Source organism: Labrys sp. HAY1-8F, from assembly GCF_056754975.1.
This window is the reverse complement of the sequence record NZ_JBPGWZ010000002.1, coordinates 1,885,499-1,909,205: the sequence shown is the minus strand read 5'-3', so window position 1 is coordinate 1,909,205 and position 23,707 is coordinate 1,885,499. Positions and strand designations below refer to the sequence as shown.

Below are 23,707 nucleotides of genomic sequence, written 5' to 3'. Positions count from 1 at the left end.
AGACTTGAATTCATGTCAAGTTACTTGAATGGCGGTCTCGGGGATTCTTGAAACGCCGACGGCGTGAGGCGTTAGAAGGTGGCAGGCGTGTTGACCCAGAAGATGCTCGCGCGCTCCGTTCCGGTGTTGCGGTACCAATGAGGCAATTCCGACTTGAACACGAAGGTATCGCCGGCAGAGAGCCTGAAGGTACGCTCACCGACCATCAGCTCCACGGTTCCGGTCAGCACATAGCCGACTTCCTCGCCCTGGTGCTGGATCGGCCCGGCGCTCTCGCCGCCGGCCTCGATGTGGTGGATGTTGCATTGGAGGAGATGACCGGGCGAATAGGGGATCACCCGTTCCAGCGAGATGCCCTCGCCCCGGCGCAGCGGGTCCAGCGAGATCAGGGGGCGCGAGCCGGCGCGAAAGACGATACCCTCTTCGCTATCCGATTCCTCGAACATCCAGCCGATATTGGTGCCGAGGACCTCCACGAGGCGATGCAGCATGGGCAGGGAGGGGGAGGCCTTGCCGTTCTCGATCTTGGACAGCAGGCTTTCCGAACAGTCCGCGGCCGTCGCCAGGGCCTTCAGCGTCAGCCCCCTTGTCTGCCGGGCCAGGCGAAGGCGGGTGCCGAGCCGCACGGGATTGGCCTGTTCCAGGGGATCTGGGTGATCGCCGGCGCGTCGTTTGAGGTCGATCTTGTTCATTGCGCGATTGCCAGGATGCTTCATTGCCCGAAAGCCTAGCCGACGATTCTAGGCCACAAGCCTGCACCCTGTCCACTTCGCCGCCGGCCGCTCGGCATCAGCGTCCCAAACGGCTGGGCAGCCGGCACCTCCCATGCTACATCCGCAAGACCTTCGGTGCCCGCTTGCGGGAGAATCGGGAACGCGGTTTGAAGCCGCGACGTGCCCAACGCTGTAAGGGAGACTATCCGGGCAGGTTTCAGGCCACTCGCTCTGCGGGGAAGGCGTCCGGATGGGTGGATCCCAAGTCAGAAGACCGGCCGGAGGCGATAGATCGGCGTGCGCGGACGGCGCGGCGATTGCCATCGCAAAAGCGTTTTGTGACTTCTTGGAAACACCAAGAATCGCAAAGACGCGTCGAAAAAGGGGAGCTAGAGCAAACAAGCGTTCATGCTTGAACGCGCTTTGCTCTAGGGAATGACGATGGACCCATCCACGGGAGCGCTTGCGCCCTCCGGGCCGTTTTCACCGGCCGAACGCGACGCCGTCTATCGCGCCATCTTCACCAGGCGGGACGTCCGCAGCCAATTCAGTCCGCAGCCCGTTCCGGACGATGTCCTCGCGCGCATCCTCGTGGCCGGGCATCATGCGCCGTCGGTCGGCTTCATGCAGCCCTGGAGTTTCCTGGTGCTGCGATGCCCTGAGACCCGGGGCAAGGTGCAGGCCCTCTTCGAGGAGGCCAATGCGGAAGCGGTGGCGATGTTTCCGCCGCAGAAGCAGGCGCAATACCGCTCGCTGAAGCTTGCCGGCATCCTCGATTCCCCGGTCAATCTGTGCATCACCTGCGATCCAGACCGCGCCGGCCCCGTGGTGCTCGGCCGCACCCATGACATGGCCATGGACCGCTACTCCACCGTCTGCGCGGTGCAGAACATCTGGCTGGCGGCACGGGCCGAGGGCGTTGGGGTCGGTTGGGTCAGCATCGTCGATCCCGTGCGTCTGCGTGCGGCACTGGGCATTCCCGAGCGCGTAATTCCGGTCGCCTATCTGTGCCTTGGTTATGTGCACGAAGCCTATGCCCGGCCGGAGCTGGAAGTGAAGGGCTGGCGCCAGCGCCTGCCGCCGGAGGCCGTGCTGAGCTTCGACGCCTGGGACGGCCAGCGGCCCGACCATCCCTTGCTCGCCGCCATGCGGACGGCTATGGGGGATGCTGGTTGATAGAGCAAAGCGCAAAGACGCTTTGGGGTGGCCGGCGCAGATGCGCGCCGTCTCGATCGGGTGGCATGGCCGATGGATTTCCTGCGTAAGAATGCGATCTGGATTATCGCACTGCTGATTACCAGCCTGGTCTTGCTGGAGGGGCCGAGGGCGATCCTGATCGGGGCATTCGTGGCCGCCCTCGTCGGTCTGTTCTGGCTGTTGCGCGGCAAGGCCCGCAAGCCGGCGGCGGGCCGCCGCCTCGAGACCGTGCCGAAAGTTGTCCCCCTTCCGCTCGACCGGGGTGCCGACACGGTTCGGCCGCAGGCGCTCGAGCGCGCCTCTCTCAAGACCATCGATGATCCGAGGCTCGCGGCCGTCGTCCTGATGATCCAGCTTGTCCGCACCAATGGCTTGCTGACCCGGGCCGAGCGGGACACGATCCTCGCTCTTATGGCCGATCCACTCGGGATCGGCGATCGCGAGCATGTCTATGAGCAGGCCTTGCAATTGACGGACCGCGGCCGGGTGTTCACGCCGGTCGCCGAGGAATTGGCGCCCCTTCTGCGGGCGCGCCTGTCCCTGCCGGAGCGCCAACAGCTTATCGATATGCTGGGCGAGGTCGCCAATGCCTATGGCGAGGCCAGCGATTTGCAGCGCGAGGCGATCGTTCGCCTGAAGAGACGCCTGCTTGCGCCGGATGCCGCGGCCGGGCGCCCGCTCAATTGAAATAGAAGGCGTAGCTCGCGACGTCGCCGCCGAAGATACTGGTCGCCTGGCCCCAGGCCTCTGCATCCATCACCTTGCCATTGTCGAGGAAAGGCAACGCGCCTGGGCCGGTGATCCACAGCACCAGGTCGAAATTGCCGGGCTGCTCGAAGACCCTGGCGAGATTGACGCCCTTGGTGAAACGCCAATGCGGCATCAGCAACTTGCCGTCCAGCACCTGCTCGACCTGGCCGAGCAGCGCAAGCCATGAGTCGATACGCTCCTGCGTTACTTCGAGGGAGGGCAGGACGCCACTCTTCTGCCGCGGGCCGGGCAGCCATTCGTGATCGTCGTCGGTCTCCTTGCCGATCAGCGCCCAGGTCTCACGGTTGAGCCGGATTACCGTCTTGATATGGTCGCGCACCTCCAGCCACATCGCCTTGTCGGCCACCGGCCAGTCGATCGTATGCACCAGGCTGATCAGATCGGCGATGGCGTCGGTGTCACGCTTGCTCGTGCCGAACAGGGTCATGCCCAATCCGTCGCCACCATCGCCGCCATTGGCCTTGGCAAGGCCGCTGACGGCATGTGGAAACAGGCTGCCGAAGCCCGCGTCCCAACTGCGCGACATGTCGTGCGACAACAAAGTCTTGGTCAGGGCCATCAGGAAATTGCAGTAGCCGCGCAGCCATTTGGCGTCGGCCGTGTCGAAGGCGACGATGAAGGGCTTGGGCTTGCCGGCATCGTCGATGTCGGAAATGGCTGCTCCGATATGGTCGCGCTCGTCGATGATGCCGTCGCCGTTCCAGTCGAAGCGGGTGACGGAAAGATCGACCGTCAGCTTGGCGGGGCTGTCGCCGACCTCAGCCAGGGTCTGGTCGGCCTTTTCGAGATCGGCCAGGAACGTGGCGAGGATGCCGCGAAAGTCCTTATAGGTGATGGGCTGCGGATCGGGATTGGTGCTGAAGACGGTGCCCGAGAGGCCGAGCACCCGCATCGCCGGCATTTCCGTGGCGAAGCCATATTTGTAGAGGGCCTGCGACAAATGTTCGAGCGCCCGCGCCGTGCGCACCATGCCGAGGCCGAGCCTGGCGTCGGCATTGCCGCTGGCCTTGGTGACGAGGGCCAGCATCTGTTCGTCCGCTTCGCTGATACGCCCCTGGCCGAGATAGCTCTGGAACAGGGCCGAGGCCGGGCTGTCGGCCCTGGCCGGTGCGAAGGAGAACACCACAGTCATCGTGACGGCCGCGGCCCATGTTAGCAAATAGCGCATCGTCATTCCCGGATCGGCAGGGCGCATACCGGGAATCGGATGCCGCCCGCCCGAAAGATCGTTGGATAAGCAGAGGCCGCGAGCGCCGCAACGGCTTCGCGGCCCGAGTCTAAGAGGAGGGAACTTTTCTAGGCGCGAGGTCTCAATCGAACACATTCGCGACGGAGCCGGTCAAATCGATTCCGTCCTTGAGCAGGCGCAGGCGATAGGCCGCGATCGAATAGACCCCGATCAGCCACGCATACATCAGGGGCAAAATCAGCAGCATCATGATCAAAGCCGCGATGCCGCCGCCGGGACCGAATATGCGAGCCAGGACATTCACGACCACGAGATAAGCGAGCCAGATCACCCAGGTGAGGAGCATCATGCCGAAAAGAGGCCAGCGGTATCCGGCGCTGAGATAGCGGCTGCGGCGGAGCGCGCGGATTGGCCCCACATCCTCGTTGATGCAGATGACGAAGGAAAGAAGGTAGGGAAAGACCAGGAAGAGACCAAGAATGCCGATGATCAACGCAGCGACGATGAGGAAGCCGGGCGGAGCACCAATGCCAAGGAACACAAGGCTGATCAAAGCCGCGATGAGGTAGAACGCGATGTAGGCAAGAATATAGATCAGCAATAAACCGAAGACGGGCAGGAATCTCCTGGCGCCGGCCAAGCAGGCTGCCATGAAAGGTTTGGCGGGATCGGCGTAACGATCATGAAGCAAGCGGATCATCGCGCAATAGAAGGCGAGCGACAGGAAGCCCGCCGCCAGGAGCAGCAGGTAGAATAAGGCGATATTCCTTTGGATCGCCAATTGGGCCGCCAACCGGTCACCGCTTAATGCCGCCCAGAAAAACGAGCCGAGCAAGCCGAAGAAAATGGCGAACACCGCGAGCTGGAGCAGGAACACCCAGCCATAATTCCTCAGGCTGACGCTGAAGGCATCGGCGATGATCTGTCCGATGCCTAGAGGCTTGCTTCCTGGCTGGTCGGATGACGGCGAGACGACGGACATGAGAGTTCCTTTGCTCATGATCAATTCCGGAGCGCACTCGCGCCAGCCTATACGAGCAAGGCGCCAGCACAATTCAATAGAAGTGAGTATGCATTTCGGCAGCCTGGGGGCCCTGGCGCAAGCTATCCTAGCGGCTCCGATGGAGAAACAGAGTCCCGTACGTTACATCCAGGTGTCGTGGACAAGGAGTAGTCGACTACTCCCCCATATCGACCAAGCGGGGGCATGGCTCGCCAAGACGTAGGGTTATTCTCGCGAGAATGACAATGTTCTGTGCTCTGATCTGGCAGAAGACGCACGTCAGGAGCGTCATTGTACGGAATCATTGGAGTGATTCCGTAAGGACAGTTATCGAAGAAATTCCCAACATTATTGGAAGGTAATTTCGGCGGATGAGCCTATTGCCAAAACAAGGGCGGCTGTTCCATAGCCCTATCCACTCATTTCCAATCAAGGGTCACGTGAAAACCATGCTTCGCAAATCGCCGTTGTGGCTGTCCATCGGGCTATGCCTGTTTCTGGCGGCTTGCTTCAGCAAGGAGCCTGAGCAGCGCAAGGCCTATATGGAGTTTTTGCAGACCCGCTTGATCGATAACAAGGATGAGACGACATTTCCGGTCATGACGCCCCGCCAGGAGGAGGCCTTCGGCCCTTACGCGGACAGCTTCAAGATCATGCAGGCGTTCTTTGATGGCATGAACCAGCGCACGGGCGTGGGGCGCAACGCCAACAAGGCCATGCGCATGCCCGGCGCGCCGGAGTTGATTGCCGATCCGACTTTGCTCGACAAGTTCAGTGAAAGCTTCCTGCGACGGGCCAGGGAAACCAAGATTTTGGTCGACACGGCGGATACGGCCAGGGCCCGGTTGCAGTTGCCGGATGATTTGAAGGCCGTCTACGACAAGGCCTATGATCGTATTGTGTCCAAGCGCGGTCGCGACTGGGCAAATCTGGAGCCGCAATGGACGGGGGTGACCGACCAGATGAAGAAGCTCGTCGCCTTCGTGCGGCAGAACCAGAGCAAGATCCAGGTACAAGGCAACGGTCTGCTCACCGACGATCCGGCGATCCTGGCGCAGATGCAGGGCATCCTGAAGGATCTCTATGCCAGGCAGGACGCATTGAACAAAGCATTCGACGCCCTCTGAGCAAAACGCCTCGAGTGTGGACGTCCATTTGCTCTAAGCCCTTGTTTCGCTGTGCTTTTGCGATTCTCGGTGAATCTACCAAATCGCAAAACGCTTAGGTGCGGGTCTGGATTGACCTTTGCAGCCCGATCCGCCACAAGGTCCGGCAATCCCTCCCGCACCACCCGGACACCGCAGCATGGCCGCCGAAGCAAAGTTGAAGAAAGCCGTCGAGCATCATCGCGAAGGCCGGCTCGATGCCGCCGAGGCCGGCTATCGCGAGATCCTGGCCAGTCGCGCCGGGGATTTCAACGCCCTGAACCTGCTTGGCACGCTCTTGCTGCAGCGCGGCGTCCATGACGAGGCCGAGAAGGTGCTCCGCCGGGCGGTCGAGATCAATCCCGGCAGCGCCGACGCACAGATGCGCCTGGGCCTCGCCAATCGTGGCCTCGGCAATGCCTCGCGTGCGGAATATTGCTTCCGTTCGTCCTTGAAGCTCGATCCCAAGGCGGCCGACACCCATTATAATTACGGCAATCTGCTTGCCTCTCTCGAGCGAGGCGACGAGGCGCTGCAGGCCTATCTTGCCTGCCTGAAGCTCGAACCGAACCATGCCGAAGCCCATATCGGCCTTGGCGATCTCCTCTTGCACAATGAACGGGCCGAGCCGGCCGCTGCCCATTACCAGCAGGCCGTGGCCTTGAGGCCCTCCTCGCCGGAGGCCCTTGTCGGCCTTGGCCGTTCGGCACGCGCCCTCGGCAAGAGCGAGGAAGCCCGGAAGATCTTCGAGAGGCTGGTCGAGCTCGACCCCGAGCATGTGGAGGCCAGGCAGACCCTGTCCGAGCTGGGATAACCAGCCTTCCTTACCCTCCTCGGGAGAAGAGGGTAAGGATGCTTCTTTCACCCAGCAGAACTAAGCGCCTGGGCTGCCTTGAATTCGCGCCGGCGCGCATGAAGCAGCGGCTCGGTATAGCCCGACGGCTGCGAGCGGCCCTCGAAGACCAGATCGCATGCCGCACGGAATGCCACCCCGTCGAAAGCGGGAGCCATCGCACGGTAGTGGGGATCGCCGGCGTTCTGGCGATCCACGACCTCCGCCATGCGACGCATGATCTGCCTGACCTCGTCCTCATCGACGATGCCGTGGTGAAGCCAGTTGGCGACATGCTGCGCCGAGATGCGGCAGGTCGCGCGATCCTCCATCAGCCCGACATCGTTGATATCCGGCACCTTCGAACACCCGATGCCCTGATCGATCCAACGCACGACATAGCCGAGGATGCCCTGCGCATTGTTCTCGACCTCACGGCGGATCTGCTCGGGCAGCCACTTCTGGTAGCTTGCGACCGGAATTTCGAGGATCGTCTCGACATAGGCGCGCCTGCCGCCTTTCGCCAGCGCGGCCTGCACCGCGAAGACGTTGATCTTGTGGTAATGCAGGGCATGGAGCGTTGCCGCCGTCGGGCTCGGTACCCAGGCGCAATTGGCGCCGGCCTTGGGGTGCTCGATCTTGGCTTCCAGCATGGCCGCCATCCGGTCCGGCATCGCCCACATGCCCTTGCCGATCTGGGCCTTGCCCGAAAAGCCGCATTGCAGGCCGATGTCGACGTTCTGGTTTTCGTAGGCGACGATCCAGTCCTTGCGCTTGATGAAGTCCTTGCGGCTGAACGGGCCGGCCTCCATCGAGGTATGGATCTCGTCCCCGGTGCGATCGAGGAAACCGGTATTGATGAAGACGATGCGATGCTTCGCCGCCCGGATGCACTCCATCAGGTTGACGCTGGTGCGCCGTTCTTCGTCCATCACCCCCAGCTTGACCGTGTGCTTGGGCAGGGCCAGCACTGCTTCGACATGGGCGAAGACCTCGTCGGCGAAGGCGACCTCGTCGGGCCCGTGCATCTTGGGCTTGACGACATAGACCGAGCCGGCGACCGAATTGCGCAGGCCCTCGGACTTTTTCAGGTCATGCATTGCGATCAGCGTGGTCACCATCGCATCCATCAGGCCCTCGAAGACTTCTCCGCCATCCTGGTCGAGGATGGCTGGATTGGTCATGAGATGGCCGACATTGCGCACCAGCATCAGCGCCCGGCCCTTGATCGTGACTTCGCCGCCATTGGGTGCCGTGAAGGTCAGGTCTGGGTTCAGCTTGCGCGTCATCTCGGCACCGTCCTTGCGGAAGGTCTCCGTCAGGTTGCCCCGCATCAGCCCCAGCCAGTTGCGGTAGGCGACCACCTTGTCCTCGGCATCGACGCAGGCAACCGAATCCTCGCAATCCATGATCGCCGAGATGGCGCTTTCCAGCCGGATGTCGGCAAGACCGGCCTGATCGCGACTACCGATCGAGTGGGCCCGGTTGAAGATCAGTTGGACGTGCAATCCGTTGTTGCGAAGCAGCACGGCGTCGGGCGCGCGCGGATGGCCGCGATAGCCGATGAATTTCTCCGGCTCGACCAGCGGCATGTCGTCGACAAGAAGCGCGCCGTTGTGGACATGATAGCGCCGGGCATCCGCATGGCTCGTGCCCTCGAGTGGGAAGGCCTCGTCGAGAAAAACCCGTGCCTTTGCCACGACGCGGGCGCCGCGGCCCCGGTTATAGCTGCCGGCCGGCGGTGGGCCGCCCCCTGCGTCGGTACCGTAGAGGCTGTCATAGAGGCTGCCCCAGCGCGCATTGGCGGCGTTCAGCGCGAATCGCGCATTGGTGATCGGCACCACGAGCTGGGGACCTGCGACCGTGGCGATCTCGGGATCCACGTTCTCGGTCGCGATGGTGAAGTTGTCGCCCTCCGGCAGCAGATAGCCAATCTCGGTGAGGAAAGCCTTGTAGGCATTGCGGTCGTGTGGCTGGCCGTGGCGCGCGAGATGCCAGGCGTCGATCTGAGCCTGCAGTTCGTCGCGCCGCTGCAAGAGCGCCTTGTTGCGCGGTCCGAACTCTCGGACCAGCGCTGAGAACCCATCCCAGAAGGCCTGCGCCTCTATAGCGGTGCCGGGCAGGGCCTCCTGCTCCAGAAAGGATGCAAGCTCGGGCGCGACAAGCAAATCGCCGCGCGCCACGCGAGTGGCCGAGTGTCCGGCTTCAGCCGTATCGTTCATGGTGCTCCCTTATCAGTCAGCAATAGTCATGATCATGGCGGGTTCCGTGTGGATACGCCAAACATCCACGGTTGGGTATCGAATTTCCATCTGACGGAAACCTTGCGACGGCCTCATCGTCCTAAAGCAATCGGCGTTTCGGCGAATCCGCAGTTTGGCAGTGGATTCGGGGCTTCATTCTGGCGGCCCACCACTTTTCTCACGATTTGCCTGTCTGCGGGTGCGGCGGGGGGCTTGTCCACGCTCGCCGTCGCGTAGGCATGTTTGTCTTATGGCGCGGGTGTTCGCTTGATGCACAAGGCGGCGAGCAGCATGACGATGAAGAGGCCGATGGCGGCAACCCACATCGCCGTGCTCATGCCGGAGAGGGAGCTGCCGCCGGCACCGATCACGCCGAACACCGCAACGCCGACCGCGCCTCCGGTCTGGCGGAGGGCGTTGAGAACGCCGGAGGCGATACCGGCCCGGGTCTTCTCCACGGTGGCGAGCAGGGCGCCGATCATGGCGGGCACGGCGAGCGCCATGCCGCAGCCGATGAGCAGCAGCGGCCACCAGATATGACCGTAGCCGGCATCACCTCGCAGTTGCAGCGCGAGGACGACGAAACCGAAAGTGTCGATGGCGAGGCCGAGCACGATGGGCAACCGATTGCCCCAACGCACGGCAACGCGTCCCGACAGGATATTGGTGATCGCGATGAGACCGGTCATCGGCAGGAAGGCGAGGCCTGCGTTCAGTGGCGACATGCCGAGACCGTCCTGGAAATACAGGCTGAGCAGGAAGATGGTGCCGTAGAAGCTGACATTGAGCAGGGTACCGACCAGGGCTGCGGCCGTGAAGATCGGGTTGCGGAACAGGCTGAGCGGCATCATGGGTTCCGCCGTACGGGATTCAACGGCCAGGAATAGTGCGCCCGCCAGGAGGAAGACGGCAACGGCGCCGAGAATGACAGGGTGACTCCAGCCCAGGGGCTCTCCCTCGATGATCGCCGCCGTCAGCGCCACCACGGTGATGATGCCGAGAACCTGGCCCGGCAAATCGATGGCGCGAGCATGGCGCTCGCGCGTCTCCTCGGTAAAGCGATACGCCATCCAAAGGGCGAGCAGGCCGACGGGCAGGTTGATCAGGAAGATGCTGCGCCAGCCGAACAGGGCGATCAACAGTCCGCCGAGGACGGGGCCGGCCACCATGGCAAGACCGCCGACGGAGCCCCAGACGCCGATGGCCTTGGCGCGCTCGGAGGGATCGCGATAGGCATGAACAACCAGGGCCAGCGAAGGGGGCATCAACAGGGCGGCGCCGATGCCCTGCAGCACGCGAGCGGCGATGAGAGTGGTGCCGCTCGGTGCGAGGCCGCAGGCGAGCGAGGCAAGCGTGAACAGCGCGAGACCGAGAAGATAGAGGCGCTTGGCACCGAACCGGTCTCCGAGCGCGCCGCCGGTGAGCAGGAGCCCGGCAAAGGCGAGCGTATAGCCGTTTACCACCCATTGCAGCCCGGCGACGCCGCCCGCCATCAGGCCGCGCATCTGGTCGAGGCCGACATTGACGATGCTGACGTCGAGCTGCACCAGCGCGACCCCGAGGCTGAGAGCGGTCAGCCGAGCCGCTGGGCGGATCGGCCTGCCGAGCCCGGAACCGGTCGACCCGGCTGCCGAGGCCCAAACCGGCTCGCTTCCTGCTGCGCATGGTTCCGATACAGCCGGCTGCAGGCTTGTCATGATGAAATCTCTTCTTGAAAATTTATCGCATCTGCGATGTCATTTAAGTATGATATTATTCATACCTGGAAGCGCGCCCATTGGCAATCAGCCAACGCGGGACGACTTCTTCGGATGGGGCTTGGATCGCAACGGAGGCGGCAATACCTGACCAGGACGATCCTCCAAGCCGCGAGGAGATCACTCTCGGCCCCGTATTGGCAGCCCTTGCCGATCCGCATCGGCGACGCGTGGTGGCGACGCTCGTCCTTGCCCCTGATGGCACGGAGATCGGCTGCTCGTCCTTTGGCTTGCCGGTGACCAAGGCGACCCGTACCTATCATTTCCGCATGCTGCGCGAGGCTGGCCTGATCGGCATGGTCGACTATGGCAATTGCCGTAAGACCTATCTGCGCCGGGCGGATATCGAGGCGAAATTTCCCGGCCTTCTAGCCTGGCTCGTTGCCGAGGTCGAGGCTACACCGAGTTGAGAGTGGGCTTTCGAGAGCTGCGCAGAGATTTGGAATTCAGTATACCGCATGGGAGATCTCCGAGAGCGAAATGCTTTTGAGATGCCCGAATCTAGCAGCGCGGAGACTGGGATGTTTCGGTGATGGCCGAAACGTGGCTGTCGTGAGAGGGGAAGCAAACAGCCTTCAGGGCGACGCCTTCGCTGTCGGACAGCCCCGCAGGTCGAACAGGGCGGCGAGGCCGCAGGACGACGTCAGCATCTTGTCGCCACTATGGCCCACACCCTGCACCAGCCACAGGCTGTGACGGGGTGTACCGCCGTCGCGTTGGCGCATCGTCGAGACATAGGCCTCGCCGCGGGCCAGGCGATAAGGACCCTGGGCTTCGGCCATGCAGGTCTTGTCGAGCGCGGGATGATTGGGATCGGTATCCTCCGTGCCGAGCAGATAGATCACGCGCCGGGCGGTATAGGTCCTCTCCAGCATATCCGGCGAGGGGGAGGCGAGATAGGCCGGGCGGGCCTGCATGCCGTATTTCCAGTCGTCGAAGCCCGGGCAGGAGGCGGCGATATCAGGCGCTGGCCGTTCAGACGAGAAATAGGCGTAGGAAGAGGGATTGGCGACGACATAGCGCACGCCGATGCCCATCGCGACTAGGGTGCTTTCGCCCTTGCCGGCAATGGCGTAGCGCTGCACCACCTGCCCACCGCCGGAATGGCCGGCGACCACCACTTCCCGCAAATGCGGGAACAGCCGACGGTCGGCGAGGCGGGCCAGGATGGCGTCGAGGGCTGCAAACGAACTGACCGGCCTGGGGCCGAGGGCATCCTCGCCACCCTGCCAGCTCGTCAGCGTCCAGCGCAGGATATCGGGCGGCAGGTCGAAGGCTTTCACATCCGTCTTGGCGAGAAATTGCGGCGCGATCATCAAGGCTGTCTGCCCTGGCGGCCCGGCGGCAGCCTGGGCCTTGAGGGCGGAGCGGAAATAGACATCCGCATCGCGCAGCCTCCCATGCAGCACCAGGACGGCGCGATCGACCTGCGGCGATGGCTTGGACCAGTCCGCCGAGACGTAGAGCGGCAGTTCGCCGCCGCCGGGAACGGCAATGCGCCCGTCGGCGATGACCTTGACCGGCTTTTCGTTGGGGGCTCGCTCGTCCTGAGCGAAGGCGCTGGCAGTCAAGGCAAGGAGCATGGCGAGGAACAGGCTGCCGAGCTTCGTCATCGAGTTCTCCATCCTTGTCCTGGGATCGCAGGCTTCCAGCCTGCTCTTGGAAACATCGCGCATGCAGGCAAGGCAAGAGCAGGCTGGAAGCCTGCGATCCCAGAAATTACAGCCCCTTCGGTTTCGGTCCTCCGGTCGCCCAATCCAGGAGTTCCACCGTATGCACGATCGGCGTCGTGGTCCCCAGCGCCAGCTGCGTCATGCAGCCGATATTGCCGGCGGCGATGATCTGCGGCCTGGTGGCGGCGATATTACCGAGCTTGCGTTCGCGCAGGCGCTCGGAAATCTCGGGCTGCAACATGTTGTAGGTGCCGGCCGAGCCGCAGCACAGATGGGCCTCTGCCGCCTCCTTCACCTGGAAACCGGCGCGCTTGAGCAAGGTCTTGGGCGCGGTCTTGATCTGCTGGCCGTGTTGCAGCGAGCAAGCCGCGTGGTAGGTGACGCTTTGGCCGGTCTCGACCGTCACCGGCAGGGGCGGCAGCGTCTCCAGATATTCGCTGATGTCCTTGGCGATGGAGGAAACCGCGGCCGCCTTCTGCGCATAGGCGGGGTCGCCGCGCAGCATGAAGCCGTAATCCTTGATGGTGGTGCCGCATCCCGACGTAGTGATCAGGATGGCGTCGAGTCCTTTGGCCATTTCCGCCGTCCAGGCGTCGATATTGGCCTTGGCGTAGGCGAGGGCGTCCTTTTCCTTGCCCATGTGGTGGACGAGCGCGCCGCAGCAGCCTTCGCCCTTGGGCAGCACCACCTCGATACCATGCCGGTTGAGCAGACGGATCGCGGCCTCGTTGATGCGGGGGGCGAGCTCGGCCTGGGCGCAGCCGGTGAGGAGCGCGACGCGGCCTTTCCTGGCGGTCTTCGGCGCGAAACTGCCGGGGCGTGTGGCAGAGGAGGCTGATGGCAGGGACGTCGGTGCGAGAGCCAGCATGGCGGCCAGCCGCTTGCCCTGGGGAAGCCTCGCCGCAAGGCCCGCAAAGGGACGGCCGAGCCGCGCCAGCGCCATACTCCAGCGAAAGGCCCGGCGGTTGGGCAGGACCTTGGCCATCAGCGTGCGCAAAAGGGCTTCGCTGGCCGGGCGGCGATAGGTCTTGTCGATATGGGCGCGGGCGTGGTCGACCAAATGCATGTAATTGACGCCCGAGGGGCAGGTCGTCATGCAGGACAGGCAGGACAGGCAGCGGTCGACATGTTTGACCACCTCGGCCGTGGCCGGCTTGCCGCCTTCCAGCATGTCCTTGATCAGGTAGATGCGCCCGCGCGGGGAATCGAGCTCATCACCGAGCAGCACATAGGTTGGGCAGGTAGCGGTGCAGAAGCCGCAATGCACGCAGGTGCGCAGGATCTGCTCGGATTCCTTCATATGCGGGTCGGCGAGTTGGGCGAGCGAGAAATTCGTCTGCACGGTCAGCCTCCCAGGCGCCCGGTATTGAGGATGTTGGCGGGGTCGAAGGCCTGCTTCACCCTGGCGCTCAGGGCGGCGAGCGGGCCCTCCTGCGCGCCGAAATGGAAGGCCTCGGCCCGGAAATCGGCGCTGGCCTTGATCAGCATGGCATGGCCGCCCTCGGCCTTGGTTGCCGAGACGATCGCCTTGGCAAATTCCGTCGTTTCGGGGGCCAGCAGCCAGATCAGGCCGCCGCCCCAATCGTAGAACAGCTTGATCTCGCCGAGCCAGCGCAGCGAGGCCCCGAGGGCGGCAGCCTTGGAAGGGGCCACCGAGAGGCGCCAGATCATGCCGTCCTGCTGCGCCAGCGGCGCGACATCGGCGATATCGAACCAGAAACTGCGGCAATCGTCACGGTCGAGCACGGCATGGTCGCCGAAGCGCGTGAGCAGGCGGCCAAGCTGGTCCCGGCGATAGGCGACGGAACTTTCGAAATTCTCCAGCCGGAGCACGGTCAGAGCTGTGCCGGCATAGAGGTCGGCCGGGACATGGGCGGCGGCCGAGACCTCAAAGGGGCTGCCGAGGCCCGAGGACATCAGTTCGATGGCCTGGTTGTCGTCAAGACCTTGCCAGACCAGGCTGGTGCTGGCCTCCGGCTTGGGCAGGACCTTGAAGATCACCTCGGAAAGGATGCCCAGCGTGCCCCAGGATCCCGCCATCAGCTTGGTCAGGTCGTAACCGGTGACGTTCTTCATCACCCGTCCGCCACTCTTGACCGTCTCGCCCTTGCCGTTGACGAAGCGGACGCCGATCAGGCTGTCGCGACAGGCACCCGTGACGATCCGGCGCGGACCGGAGAGATTGGCGCCGACCAGGCCGCCGATCGTCGGCTCGGTCGGGGCGGTGCCGAGCAGGCGCCGCCAGTCGCCCGGCTCGAAGGGCAGCATCTGGCCGCGGGCGTCGAGGGTTGCGGTGAGCTCGGCCAGGGAGGTGCCGGCCCGGGCGCCGATCACCATCTCGGTCGGTTCATAGAGCGTGATGCCGGTGATGCCGCGTGTTTCCAGGATGGCGGAGGCATCCACAGGCCTGCCGATGCCGGCCTTCGAGCCGCCGCCGGTCACGGCGAGTGGAATTTTGTTCCGGAAGGCCTCGGTGACGATGCCGGCCAGCTCAGCTTCGCTGGTAGGGGAGAACGCCGTCATGCCGCCCAGCCTCCCGGCTTCATGTCGAGCGGGAAGACCTTGGCCGGGTTGAGCAGCCATTTGGGATCGAAGGCGAGCTTGAGGTCGCGTTGCTGGTCGAGATCGACCTGATCGAACTGCTCGCGCATCAGGTCGCGCTTCTCGATGCCGACGCCGTGTTCGCCGGTCAGGCAGCCGCCGGCTTCGACGCATAGGCGCAAGATGTCGAAGCCACAGGCCTCGGCCTTTTCGCGCTGGTCGGCGTCGTTGACATTGTAGAGCACGAGGGGATGCAGATTGCCGTCGCCGGCATGAAAGACGTTGGCGACGCGCAGCCCATGGGCTGCGGTGATCTCATCGATGCGCTTGAGCACCATCGGCAGTTGGCCGGTCGGGATGGTGCCATCCATGCAGATATAGTCGGCGATGCGGCCGGTGGCACCGAAAGCCGATTTCCGTCCCTTCCAGATCGCCGCGCTTTCGGCCTCCGACTTCGAGATCTTGATGGTGGTGGCTCCGTGCTGGCGCGCCATGGTCGAGATCAGGTCGAGCAGCCGGTCGATCTCGGCGTCCGAACCTTCGACCTCGATGATCAGCATGGCGCCGGCATCGCGGGGGTAGCCGGCATGGGCAAAGTCCTCGGTGATCTCGATGGCGAGCCTGTCCATATATTCGATGGCGACGGGAATGATGCCAGAGGCGATGATGGCGGCGACGCAGCGCCCCGCCTCCTCGGGTGCGGCAAAGCCCACCAGCATGGGCCGGGCACCCTCGGCCATCGGCAGGATGCGCACCACCGCCTCGGTGACGATGCCGAACTGGCCTTCTGAGCCGATGACGATGCCGAGCAGGTCATAGCCGTCGGCATCCATGGCGTCGCCGCCGATGTCGAGAATCTCGCCTGCCATCGTCACCAGGCGTACGCCGAGGATGTTGTTGGTGGTGACGCCATATTTCAGGCAATGGGCGCCGCCGGAATTCATGGCGATGTTGCCGGCGATGGTGCAGGCGAGCTGGCTGGAAGGGTCGGGCGCGTAGAAGAAGCCCTCATGCGCCACGGCGCCGGAAATGCCGAGATTGGTGATGCCGGCCTGCACGCGCGCAAGCCTGTCCGGCAAACGCAGTTCCAGCACCTTGCTCATCTTGGAGAGGCCGACGACCACGGCGTCCGCCTGGGGCAGGGCACCGCCGGCGAGCGAGGTACCGGCGCCGCGCGGGATGACGGGAACGCCCTCTTGGTTGAGGAGTTTCAGGATCGCCGCGACTTCCTCGGTGGTCTCGGGCAGCACCACGGCGAGCGGTACGGCCCGATAGGCGGTGAAGGCGTCGGTCTCATAGGCGCGGCGCTCGTCCTCGCTGATGACCAGGTTCGCCGCGGGCACCAGCTTGGCCAGGCCCTCGATGACAGCCTGCCGCCGCGCCAGGATGGCGGGGTCGGGAGGCGGCATTGGAATGCCGGTGGTCGATGGCGTGCCTTCAGGCATGGTTGGTTTCCTCCAGCGATGCCGAATCCGGCATCGCGCCGATGTGTCAGGCCCTACCAGGGGCCATTTTTACGGCCTCAAGGTAGTAACCATGCATGCTTTATTGAATTTTTGCCGCCATTATCGCGCGAGCCGCATGAAATTTCGATAGACAATGGCCGCGTTGGCCTCGAAGCCCTCGGCATGGGCAGCGATGTCGGCCTGCAGGCGCTCCATGGCGCCTTCGCCATTGGTGCGCTCGAGCGCGGTCCTGTATTCGGGCACACAGCCCCATTGCTGCACGGCGGCGTTTTCGGCCTCGACATGATACTGCATGCCCCAGGCCCATGGCGCGGCACGAATGGCCTGAACCGGGCAAAGGGGCGAAGAGGCCAGCACCGCGGCGCCCTCGGGCGGCTGGGCGACGCGCACCGAATGCCATTGCAGGGCGCGGAAGCACGGCGCGAAGCCTTCGAACAACGGGTCGGCCTGGCCGGCTTCCGTTACATCCACATCGAAGACGCCGACCTCGGGCGGTGTCTGCGGCCCGCAGGTCCCGCCAAGCGCGTCGGCGAGAAGCTGATGGCCGAGGCAGATGCCGAGATAGGGCTTGCCGAGCTCGCGCACCCAGCGGCGAATGACACGCTTCTCCTCGACCAGCCAGGGAAACTGGTCGACGTCCCACACATCCATGGCACCCCCCATGACCCAGAGCGCATCATAGGGATCGAGCGCGGGGATGGTGCCGCCTTCGTCGAGTTCGACGGCATCCCATTCGATGCCGTCGCGGGCGAAGAAGGAGCGGAAAATGCCGGGATGCTCGGAGGCAAGATGCTGGAGGACGAGGATGCGCATGGCGGGATGAAAGCCGTCAATAATCGAATGGTCAGACCATCCGACAAGCAATCATCGCTTCGTGCAAGCCCTATTGTCGCTCCGAAACCCTCATCCGGCCGGCAAAGGCCCCGAAACAGGCGCGGTGCGTCGCCGCAGGCCGAGCCAGAGGACACCGCCGACCAGAAAGGCGAAGCCGCCGAAGGTTGCCAGGCTTGGCGGATGCGCGGGCACCTCGCTCCAGCGCGGCGATACGACGTCGGCAGTGTTGAACGCCTCGCCGCTGAAACGGCAAAGCACCAGTGCGGCATTGTTCCTGACCATGTCGAGCCCGACCTTGTCGACGAGGGCGCGCACGTCAGCGCGGTCTCCGCGGGTCTGCCTGAGTTCGAGCAGCAGGGCCTGGGTGCCGGCGAGATAGGCATGGCTGCATTCGTTGAAGGGGCTTTCCTCGTCCTTCAGGCTGCCGGGTACCAGGCCACGGAAACAGAAGAAATACTGCCAGTCGACGAAGGCGCGTAGCCGGCGCGCGGTCTCGTCGAGGCCGGTCTGGCGGTCGGCGACGGCGAGAATCGCCGGCATATTGTCGGCTATGACAGCCATCTGGCCATGGGTGAGATTGGGGATGGGAATGCCTGCCCCCGTACCATCGCCATCGGACGTTTGGCGATGGGCGAAGGCGGAGGTCGCCAGCAGGGCAAGCAGCAGGGCTCCGATGAGGCGGCCGGCGAGGCTGAGCACTCCGCTTGTTGTATTCCTGCCCGGCATCCGGCCCTGCCTTCGACTGCCTCTGCCCCCGAGGGCAGCTCTCCGGCAAGGCAAACCGTGATACGGCGTGCCTGTCAAGTCGGCTCGATCATGCCGAAGAGACTGACGAGGACGAGTACGCCGGATCCGAGCAGCAATTCCGCGACGGTGAGACAGCTCAGCAGCCGCAGCGACCTCGTCCGCGCCAGGCGGATTCGGGGAACAAGGAAGTAACGGTTGATCAGGGCGATCGCGATCATGACACCGACGAGGCCGATCTTGGCGGCGAGCAGGGCCTGGTAGGGGGAGGACCAATCCGTCGGTGCGCGGCCGAGCACGAGGGTGGTATTGGCGATGCCGGTGACGACCACGAGCGACACCGCGACATGGCCGGCGGTCGAAAAACGGCGAAGCGCCTGGGTGGCGGGAGGGGCAGGAAAGGCATCCCCGAGCATGATTAGGCAAGGCAGGAGAGGGATGAGGGCACCGAGCCAGGCGCCTGCCGCGAGCAGATGCAGCATGTGGTTGCCCCTCTGCAGCAGGCCAGGCCAGCCGCTCAGCATGGCGGAGTGACCGGTCAAGGCCAGGCTGGCGAGAAGCAGGCCCGAGCAGAGGGCAAGTGCGGACAACCGGCGCGGCCCAAGCAGAAACACGGCCGGCAGACACGCGGCAAAGACGAGGCGCCATTGCCAGGCGCGACCGAAGCTGCTGTCGGTCAGCACTGAGCTGATCAGGGCTGGATCGAGCGTGTCGGCCCAACCGTCACCGATCTCGCCGGTTTTCAGCAGGAGCCAAGCCAGGGTGGTCGCGGCGGCAAGGCCGGCCGCCACGACCAGTATAATTCTCAACCGCTCTACGAGCCGTTCGGCCAGTTGCTTCGGCGCCAGTATGGCGAGGAAGGCGCTGGTGCCGAACAGGGCCATCGCTGCGGCATAATGCAGGAAGCGGCAGGCCTGGAGAGCGGTTTCGAGATCCATCAGGGCTTCACGTCGAAGGAATAGCTGCCCTTGACCTTATGGCCATCCTTGGAAAGGACATGCCATTGCACCGTATATTTGCCCGGCGCGAGCTTGGCTGTAACGGGCACGGAGAGGCTGGCCTCGTCATTGCCGAAATGGGTGGGATCGCCGGTGGCGACGGCTTTCTGATCCGGACCGGTCAGGCTGACACCCGAGAATTTGAGATCGACGCCTTCGCTGAAATGCAGTTCCAATGCGGCGGGCGCAGCCGCGACCACGGCATTGTCGGCCGGTGCCGCGGATTTCAGATGGGCGTGGGCCAGAGCCGAGCCGGCTGCCGTCAGGCTGAGGGCGGCGGTGAGCGAAAGAAGCGAGAGATTGCGCATGAGAGACATGATGTGAACTTTCATGGTTAGTCCGCCATCATCGGCGGGGCAGGATGGAAGCGATAGCGAGGCGGTGAAGGCAGACCCCGCCGCCTCGAAGCTGCGAATGGCGCCGTTCAGGCAAAGGCGCGGCGCAAAGGCGGCACGGTGCGGATGACCAGGAGATCGAGCGCCACCATCACGGCGATGGCGAGCCCCGTGATGGGAAAGGCGAGGCCGACGGCGATGGCCACGATCCACAGGCCGCGATAGACGCGGGGATCGCTGGGATAGGGCGGCACGCCGAGCCTGCCGCTCGGGCGGCGCTTCCACCACATCATCACGCCGGAGACGCTGGCGAGGATGATGGCAAGGCAGGTCGCCAGCATCACCAGCTGGTTGGCGAGGCCCCATTGCTGGCCCTGATGCACGTTGATGCCGAATTCGATCGCCTTGGCGACGCCGCCGAAATCCGCGAATTTGAGATCGACGATCGGTTTGCCCGAATATTGGTCGATATGGATGGTGCGCTCCTTGGCCAATTCGTCCGGGAAGATCGCCGCGGTGTAGACGCCGTTTTCTTCGGTCGGCAGCACCATCTCGAAGCCGGGTGCGATGCCCAAACCGCGCGCGACGGCAACCGCGCGGTCGAGCCCGATCGCATGGGTGTAGGGCTGGGCCGATTGGGGCACCGGCGAATTCTCCACCGTCCAGCCGGCCTTGCTGACGACGTCCTGTAGCGGCACGGTGGACGTCGGCGTCTCGTCCCAGAGCTGGGTAGGGTAGCCCAGCCCCGCCTGGGTCGCGAAGCCATTGAGCTGCTTGCCCCAGAACCCGGCCCAGGGCAGGCCGCTAGCCGCCAGGAAGAAGATCACCAGTCCGGCGAAGGCGCCGGTGACGGCGTGGAGGTCACGCCACCACACCCGGCGTGCCGGCGTGCCGCGAAGGCTCACCACGCCGCCGCTCTGGCCGCGGGGCCACCACAGATAGATCCCCGTCGTCACCAGGATAAGGGCAAAGCCGCCGACGGCCTCGATCAGCCGGTTGGTGAAGGTGCCGAACAGTTCCAGGCTGTGGATCTTCTTGATCAGCCACATCGGCTCCCGGTCGGCGCGCACGGTATCGAGCACCGCGCCGCTATAGGGATCGAGGTAGACATAATGTTTGCCGCCGTCGTCCTTGTAAGTGACCTTGGCCGAGGAGGTTGCGTCCGCGGGCTCGGTATAGGCGGTGGCGGCGGCCTCGGGCTTGCCTTCGAGGGCCTTGTCGACCAGCTCTTCCGGCGACAAGGCCGGCGTACCGGGATTGGCGACGATGGTGCGGTAGGCAAAGAGCGTGTGGTTGATCTCGTCCTTGAACAGATAGAGCGAGCCGGTGACGGCCAGCAGGATCATGAAGGGGACGCAGAGCAGGCCGGCATAGAAATGCCAGCGCCAGATGGCGCGCTGCAGCGACAGGCGCGAAGGCGGAGCGACCGCGAGGGCGTCCGCGCCATGGGAGACGGTCATGGTTGTGTCCTGAGTTGCCCTTCGCCCGCGCACAGCCAAGGGGCTGCGTACGGCGTCAGGCCAAAAACAAAAGGGAGGTCGTTCTCAGGTCACGCCATCGGTGGTCCGCGCGGCTGGGCGGCCGTGCGATGCAGGGAAGGAGGAATGTGGGTGTCCGCCGCCCAGGGGGCGAGGGCCGCCAGGACGGCCAGGCGCCGCGGCAGGTCGATGCCGGCCGGCGAGGCAGGCCCACCGAAACCGGGGCAGAGGATGCAGCACTCGGCCTCATGGCCGCGGTGGTCTGCGGGCGGGCCGGACCCCGCATCGGTGATGCCCATGCCGTTGCCGGCGCAGACGATTTCGAGTGCGGCGAGATTGCGGTCGAGCGTATCGGCCCGCAATTGCGGGGCCATCAGCACGCCCATCAGCAGGCTGTTGACCAGCAGCGCATAGACGGCGAGGGCCGTGATGACGGCCTTCATAATGTCCCTGCTTATGCGCGAAGCGAGCACTGCTGCCGGTTCCTGATGGGTCTTGCCGAGGCGCGCCGGATGAATGCCGGCGCCATGATCATCTTGTCATTGCCGGGCTCGGCCCGGCAAGAAACAACTTTGTCGCGTATCTTAAGCCGAGTCGGTGCATGCCGACCCGCGGGGGTCAATCCCTCAGCGCCGGCAGGTCCTTGTAGAGGGCGAGCGCCTCGGGATTGGCCAGGGCCTCCTGGTTCTTGACGGTGCGGCCGGCGACGATGTCCCGCACGGCAAGCTCGGTGATCTTGCCGGACTTGGTGCGCGGGATATCGGCGACGGCGATGATCTTGGCCGGCACATGGCGTGGCGAGGCACCGGTGCGGATCTGGCGCTTGATGCGGTCGATGAGGGCATCGTCCAGGGTTACGCCCTCCCGCAGGCGCACGAACAGCACGATGCGCACGTCACCTTCCCAATCCTGGCCGATGGCGAGCGATTCCAGCACGTCGGGGATCTTCTCCACCTGGGCATAGAGTTCGGCGGTGCCGATGCGCACCCCGCCCGGATTGAGCGTGGCATCCGAGCGGCCATGGATGATCAGGCCGCCATGAACCGTCCATTCGGCGAAATCGCCATGGTGCCAGATATTGTCGAAGCGCTCGAAATAGGCCGCACGGTATTTGTAGCCTTCCGGATCGTTCCAGAACATCACCGGCATGGAGGGGAAGGGACGGGTGCAGACCAACTCGCCCTTCTCTTCGCGCACGCTTTCGCCGTCGTCGTTCCACACATCGACCGCCATGCCGAGGCCCGGCGCCTGGATCTCGCCCGACCACACCGCGCCGGTGGGATCACCCAGCACGAAACAGGAGACGATATCTGTTCCGCCCGAGATGGAGGCGAGGTGGAGATCGGCCTTCACCTCCTCATAGACCCAGCGGAAGCCCTCAGGCGACAAGGGCGAACCGGTCGAGGTCATCAGCCTCAGCCCGCTCAGATCGTGCGTCTGGCGCGGGCTCAGCCCGGCCTTGTGGGCAGCATCGATATATTTGGCCGAGGTGCCGAACATCACGCCCTTCTCGCGCGTGACGAAATCGAACAGCACGCTCGCTTCCGGGTGGAAGGGCGAGCCGTCATAGAGCAGCAGCGTCTCGCCATTGGCCAGGCCCGCGATCAGCCAATTCCACATCATCCAGCCGCAGGTGGTGAAGTAGAAGCTGCGCTCGCCCGGCCGCAAGTCGCATTGCAAGCGATGCTCCTTGACGAGCTGCAGGAGCGAGCCGCCGGCGCCGTGCACGATGCATTTGGGCACGCCCGTGGTGCCGGAGGAATAGAGGATGAACAGGGGCTGGTTGAAGGGCAGCAGCTCGAATGCCACCGGCTTGGCCCGGTAGGGCGCGGTGAGGATGGCCAGTGTGGTGCCTTCCGGGATCTTGGCCGCCACCGTCTCGGCCTCGCCGAGATAAGGCACCACCACCGTCTTGCAGCCGAGTTCTGCGGCGATCGCGATCACCTTGGCGCCGTTGTCGATGCGCTTGCCGGCATACCAGTAGCCGTCGATGGCGAAGAACAGCTTGGGGGCGATCTGACCGAAGCGGTCGAGCACGCCGCGCTCGCCGAAATCGGGCGAGCAGGAGGAGAAGATTGCGCCGATCGAAGCGGCTGCCAACATGATTGCCACCGTCTCCGGACGGTTTGGCATCATGGCGGCGACACGGTCACCCACCTGGACCCCCTCGGCACGCATCGCCTGCTGCAGGCGCGAGACGAGGTCGGTGAGCTCGCGCCAGCTCAGGGTCAGGCTTGCCTTGTCCTCACCCTGGAAGATCAAGGCGGGCTCGTCGTCGCTGCGCGGCAGCAGGTTCTCGGCGAAATTCAGGCTGGCATCCGGGAAGAAGCGCGCCTTGAGCATGTCGTCGAGATCGCTGGCGAGCCGCTCGCCCTTCTCGCCCTTGATGCCGCTGTCGTCCCAGATCAGGTTCCAGAAGTCGGCGGCGCTCTCGACGGACCAGCGATGCAGGTCGTGATAGGTCTTCAGCGACAGGCCATGCCGGGCATTGGCGGTGGCGATGAAGGCCGCGACCTGCGTTCCCGCGACACGCGCCGGCGAGGGGATCCATAACGGCTTGTCGTCGGCCGGCTCGGCAGGCGCCTCTGCGGCATCGGCCAGCGCTTCGTCGGACACTGGCTTGGATGGTTTCCGGGCCTTGTCGTCCTTGGCCGTCGTTTCCTTGCTGATGGTTTCCTTGGCAGTGGTTTCCTTGACCATGTCCTCGGCTGTTTCCCTTTGCTTCGGCGCTTCCCTAAGCCACAGCGCGCATCGCTCTTCGCAACTGCAGTATGACGATTTTGCTCGC

Annotated in this window: 21 protein-coding genes and 1 riboswitch; of the genes, 5 read left to right on the top strand and 16 right to left on the bottom strand. The window is 64.3% G+C overall.

From position 1 onward, the window contains the following. Positions 1–71 precede the first annotated feature (71 nt). A complete protein-coding gene (locus ACR9ZN_RS17810; protein ID WP_481272808.1) occupies positions 72–692 on the bottom strand; it encodes a cupin domain-containing protein in 621 nt (206 codons plus the stop codon). A gap of 137 nt (positions 693–829) precedes the next feature. Continuing rightward, positions 830–1,010: riboswitch (cobalamin riboswitch) on the top strand. A 144-nt stretch (positions 1,011–1,154) separates the two neighbouring features. Between ACR9ZN_RS17810 and bluB the strand changes: the two genes are divergently transcribed. Together bluB and ACR9ZN_RS17800 are read left to right on the top strand one after the other, a co-directional pair. Then, a complete protein-coding gene (gene bluB / locus ACR9ZN_RS17805; RefSeq protein ID WP_481272807.1) occupies positions 1,155–1,889 on the top strand; it encodes a 5,6-dimethylbenzimidazole synthase in 735 nt (244 codons plus the stop codon). Between the two features lie 72 nt (positions 1,890–1,961). Further along, positions 1,962–2,597: a TerB family tellurite resistance protein gene (locus tag ACR9ZN_RS17800; protein WP_481272806.1), complete on the top strand. Its 636-nt coding sequence runs from the start codon at positions 1,962–1,964 to the stop codon at positions 2,595–2,597. Here the strand turns inward: ACR9ZN_RS17800 and ACR9ZN_RS17795 are convergent. Both ACR9ZN_RS17795 and ACR9ZN_RS17790 read right to left on the bottom strand, forming a co-directional pair. Further along, entirely contained in the window at positions 2,590–3,849 is a 1,260-nt protein-coding gene (locus ACR9ZN_RS17795) for a hypothetical protein (protein WP_481272805.1), read from the bottom strand. The genes ACR9ZN_RS17800 and ACR9ZN_RS17795 overlap by 8 nt on opposite strands. Positions 3,850–3,991: 142 nt before the next feature. Continuing rightward, entirely contained in the window at positions 3,992–4,747 is a 756-nt protein-coding gene (locus ACR9ZN_RS17790; RefSeq protein ID WP_481272804.1) for a DUF975 family protein, read from the bottom strand. Between the two features lie 497 nt (positions 4,748–5,244). Between ACR9ZN_RS17790 and ACR9ZN_RS17785 the strand changes: the two genes are divergently transcribed. Further along, complete coding sequence (locus ACR9ZN_RS17785) at positions 5,245–6,000, top strand: DUF3053 family protein (protein WP_481272803.1); 756 nt, start codon at positions 5,245–5,247, stop codon at positions 5,998–6,000. 178 nt (positions 6,001–6,178) lie between these two features. Then, positions 6,179–6,832, top strand: coding sequence for a tetratricopeptide repeat protein (locus ACR9ZN_RS17780; RefSeq protein WP_434957792.1), 654 nt, complete (start codon positions 6,179–6,181; stop codon positions 6,830–6,832). Between the two features lie 47 nt (positions 6,833–6,879). Here ACR9ZN_RS17780 and ACR9ZN_RS17775 read toward each other — a convergent pair whose 3' ends face one another. Further along, complete coding sequence (locus ACR9ZN_RS17775) at positions 6,880–9,072, bottom strand: malate synthase G (RefSeq protein WP_481272802.1); 2,193 nt, start codon at positions 9,070–9,072, stop codon at positions 6,880–6,882. A 269-nt stretch (positions 9,073–9,341) separates the two neighbouring features. Continuing rightward, a complete protein-coding gene (locus ACR9ZN_RS17770) occupies positions 9,342–10,790 on the bottom strand; it encodes an MFS transporter (RefSeq protein WP_454815466.1) in 1,449 nt (482 codons plus the stop codon). Positions 10,791–10,870: 80 nt separating this feature from the next. Here ACR9ZN_RS17770 and ACR9ZN_RS17765 point away from each other — a divergent pair, with 80 nt between their 5' ends. Further along, the gene (locus ACR9ZN_RS17765; RefSeq protein ID WP_434957788.1) at positions 10,871–11,260 is read left to right on the top strand and encodes an ArsR/SmtB family transcription factor; all 390 of its coding nucleotides are present in this window, start codon (positions 10,871–10,873) and stop codon (positions 11,258–11,260) included. A gap of 165 nt (positions 11,261–11,425) precedes the next feature. Here ACR9ZN_RS17765 and ACR9ZN_RS17760 read toward each other — a convergent pair whose 3' ends face one another. From ACR9ZN_RS17760 to ACR9ZN_RS17710, 11 genes are all read right to left on the bottom strand, one after another. Next, positions 11,426–12,463, bottom strand: a complete 1,038-nt coding sequence (locus ACR9ZN_RS17760; protein ID WP_481272801.1) for an alpha/beta hydrolase — start codon at positions 12,461–12,463, stop codon at positions 11,426–11,428. Between the two features lie 106 nt (positions 12,464–12,569). Further along, positions 12,570–13,865, bottom strand: a complete 1,296-nt coding sequence (glcF, locus tag ACR9ZN_RS17755) for a glycolate oxidase subunit GlcF (RefSeq protein ID WP_481272800.1) — start codon at positions 13,863–13,865, stop codon at positions 12,570–12,572. A gap of 2 nt (positions 13,866–13,867) precedes the next feature. Next, positions 13,868–15,046, bottom strand: coding sequence for a glycolate oxidase subunit GlcE (glcE, locus tag ACR9ZN_RS17750; protein ID WP_481272799.1), 1,179 nt, complete (start codon positions 15,044–15,046; stop codon positions 13,868–13,870). After that, on the bottom strand, positions 15,043–16,509 hold the full coding sequence (locus tag ACR9ZN_RS17745) for an FAD-linked oxidase C-terminal domain-containing protein (protein ID WP_454815458.1): 1,467 nt from the start codon (positions 16,507–16,509) through the stop codon (positions 15,043–15,045). Before ACR9ZN_RS17745 ends, glcE begins: the two co-directional genes overlap by 4 nt. A gap of 120 nt (positions 16,510–16,629) precedes the next feature. Then, the gene (locus ACR9ZN_RS17740; protein WP_454815456.1) at positions 16,630–17,343 is read right to left on the bottom strand and encodes a type 1 glutamine amidotransferase; all 714 of its coding nucleotides are present in this window, start codon (positions 17,341–17,343) and stop codon (positions 16,630–16,632) included. A gap of 90 nt (positions 17,344–17,433) precedes the next feature. Continuing rightward, the gene (locus tag ACR9ZN_RS17735; protein WP_434957782.1) at positions 17,434–18,063 is read right to left on the bottom strand and encodes a hypothetical protein; all 630 of its coding nucleotides are present in this window, start codon (positions 18,061–18,063) and stop codon (positions 17,434–17,436) included. 101 nt (positions 18,064–18,164) lie between these two features. Continuing rightward, positions 18,165–19,046: a copper homeostasis membrane protein CopD gene (gene copD / locus ACR9ZN_RS17730; protein ID WP_481272798.1), complete on the bottom strand. Its 882-nt coding sequence runs from the start codon at positions 19,044–19,046 to the stop codon at positions 18,165–18,167. Further along, entirely contained in the window at positions 19,046–19,438 is a 393-nt protein-coding gene (gene copC / locus ACR9ZN_RS17725; protein ID WP_441770333.1) for a copper homeostasis periplasmic binding protein CopC, read from the bottom strand. Before copC ends, copD begins: the two co-directional genes overlap by 1 nt. A gap of 92 nt (positions 19,439–19,530) precedes the next feature. Further along, positions 19,531–20,901, bottom strand: coding sequence for a PepSY-associated TM helix domain-containing protein (locus ACR9ZN_RS17720; RefSeq protein WP_481272797.1), 1,371 nt, complete (start codon positions 20,899–20,901; stop codon positions 19,531–19,533). Positions 20,902–20,990: 89 nt separating this feature from the next. After that, positions 20,991–21,362: a DUF2946 family protein gene (locus ACR9ZN_RS17715; RefSeq protein ID WP_454815448.1), complete on the bottom strand. Its 372-nt coding sequence runs from the start codon at positions 21,360–21,362 to the stop codon at positions 20,991–20,993. A 175-nt stretch (positions 21,363–21,537) separates the two neighbouring features. Next, positions 21,538–23,619, bottom strand: coding sequence for an acetoacetate--CoA ligase (locus tag ACR9ZN_RS17710; RefSeq protein ID WP_481272796.1), 2,082 nt, complete (start codon positions 23,617–23,619; stop codon positions 21,538–21,540). Positions 23,620–23,707 lie beyond the last annotated feature (88 nt).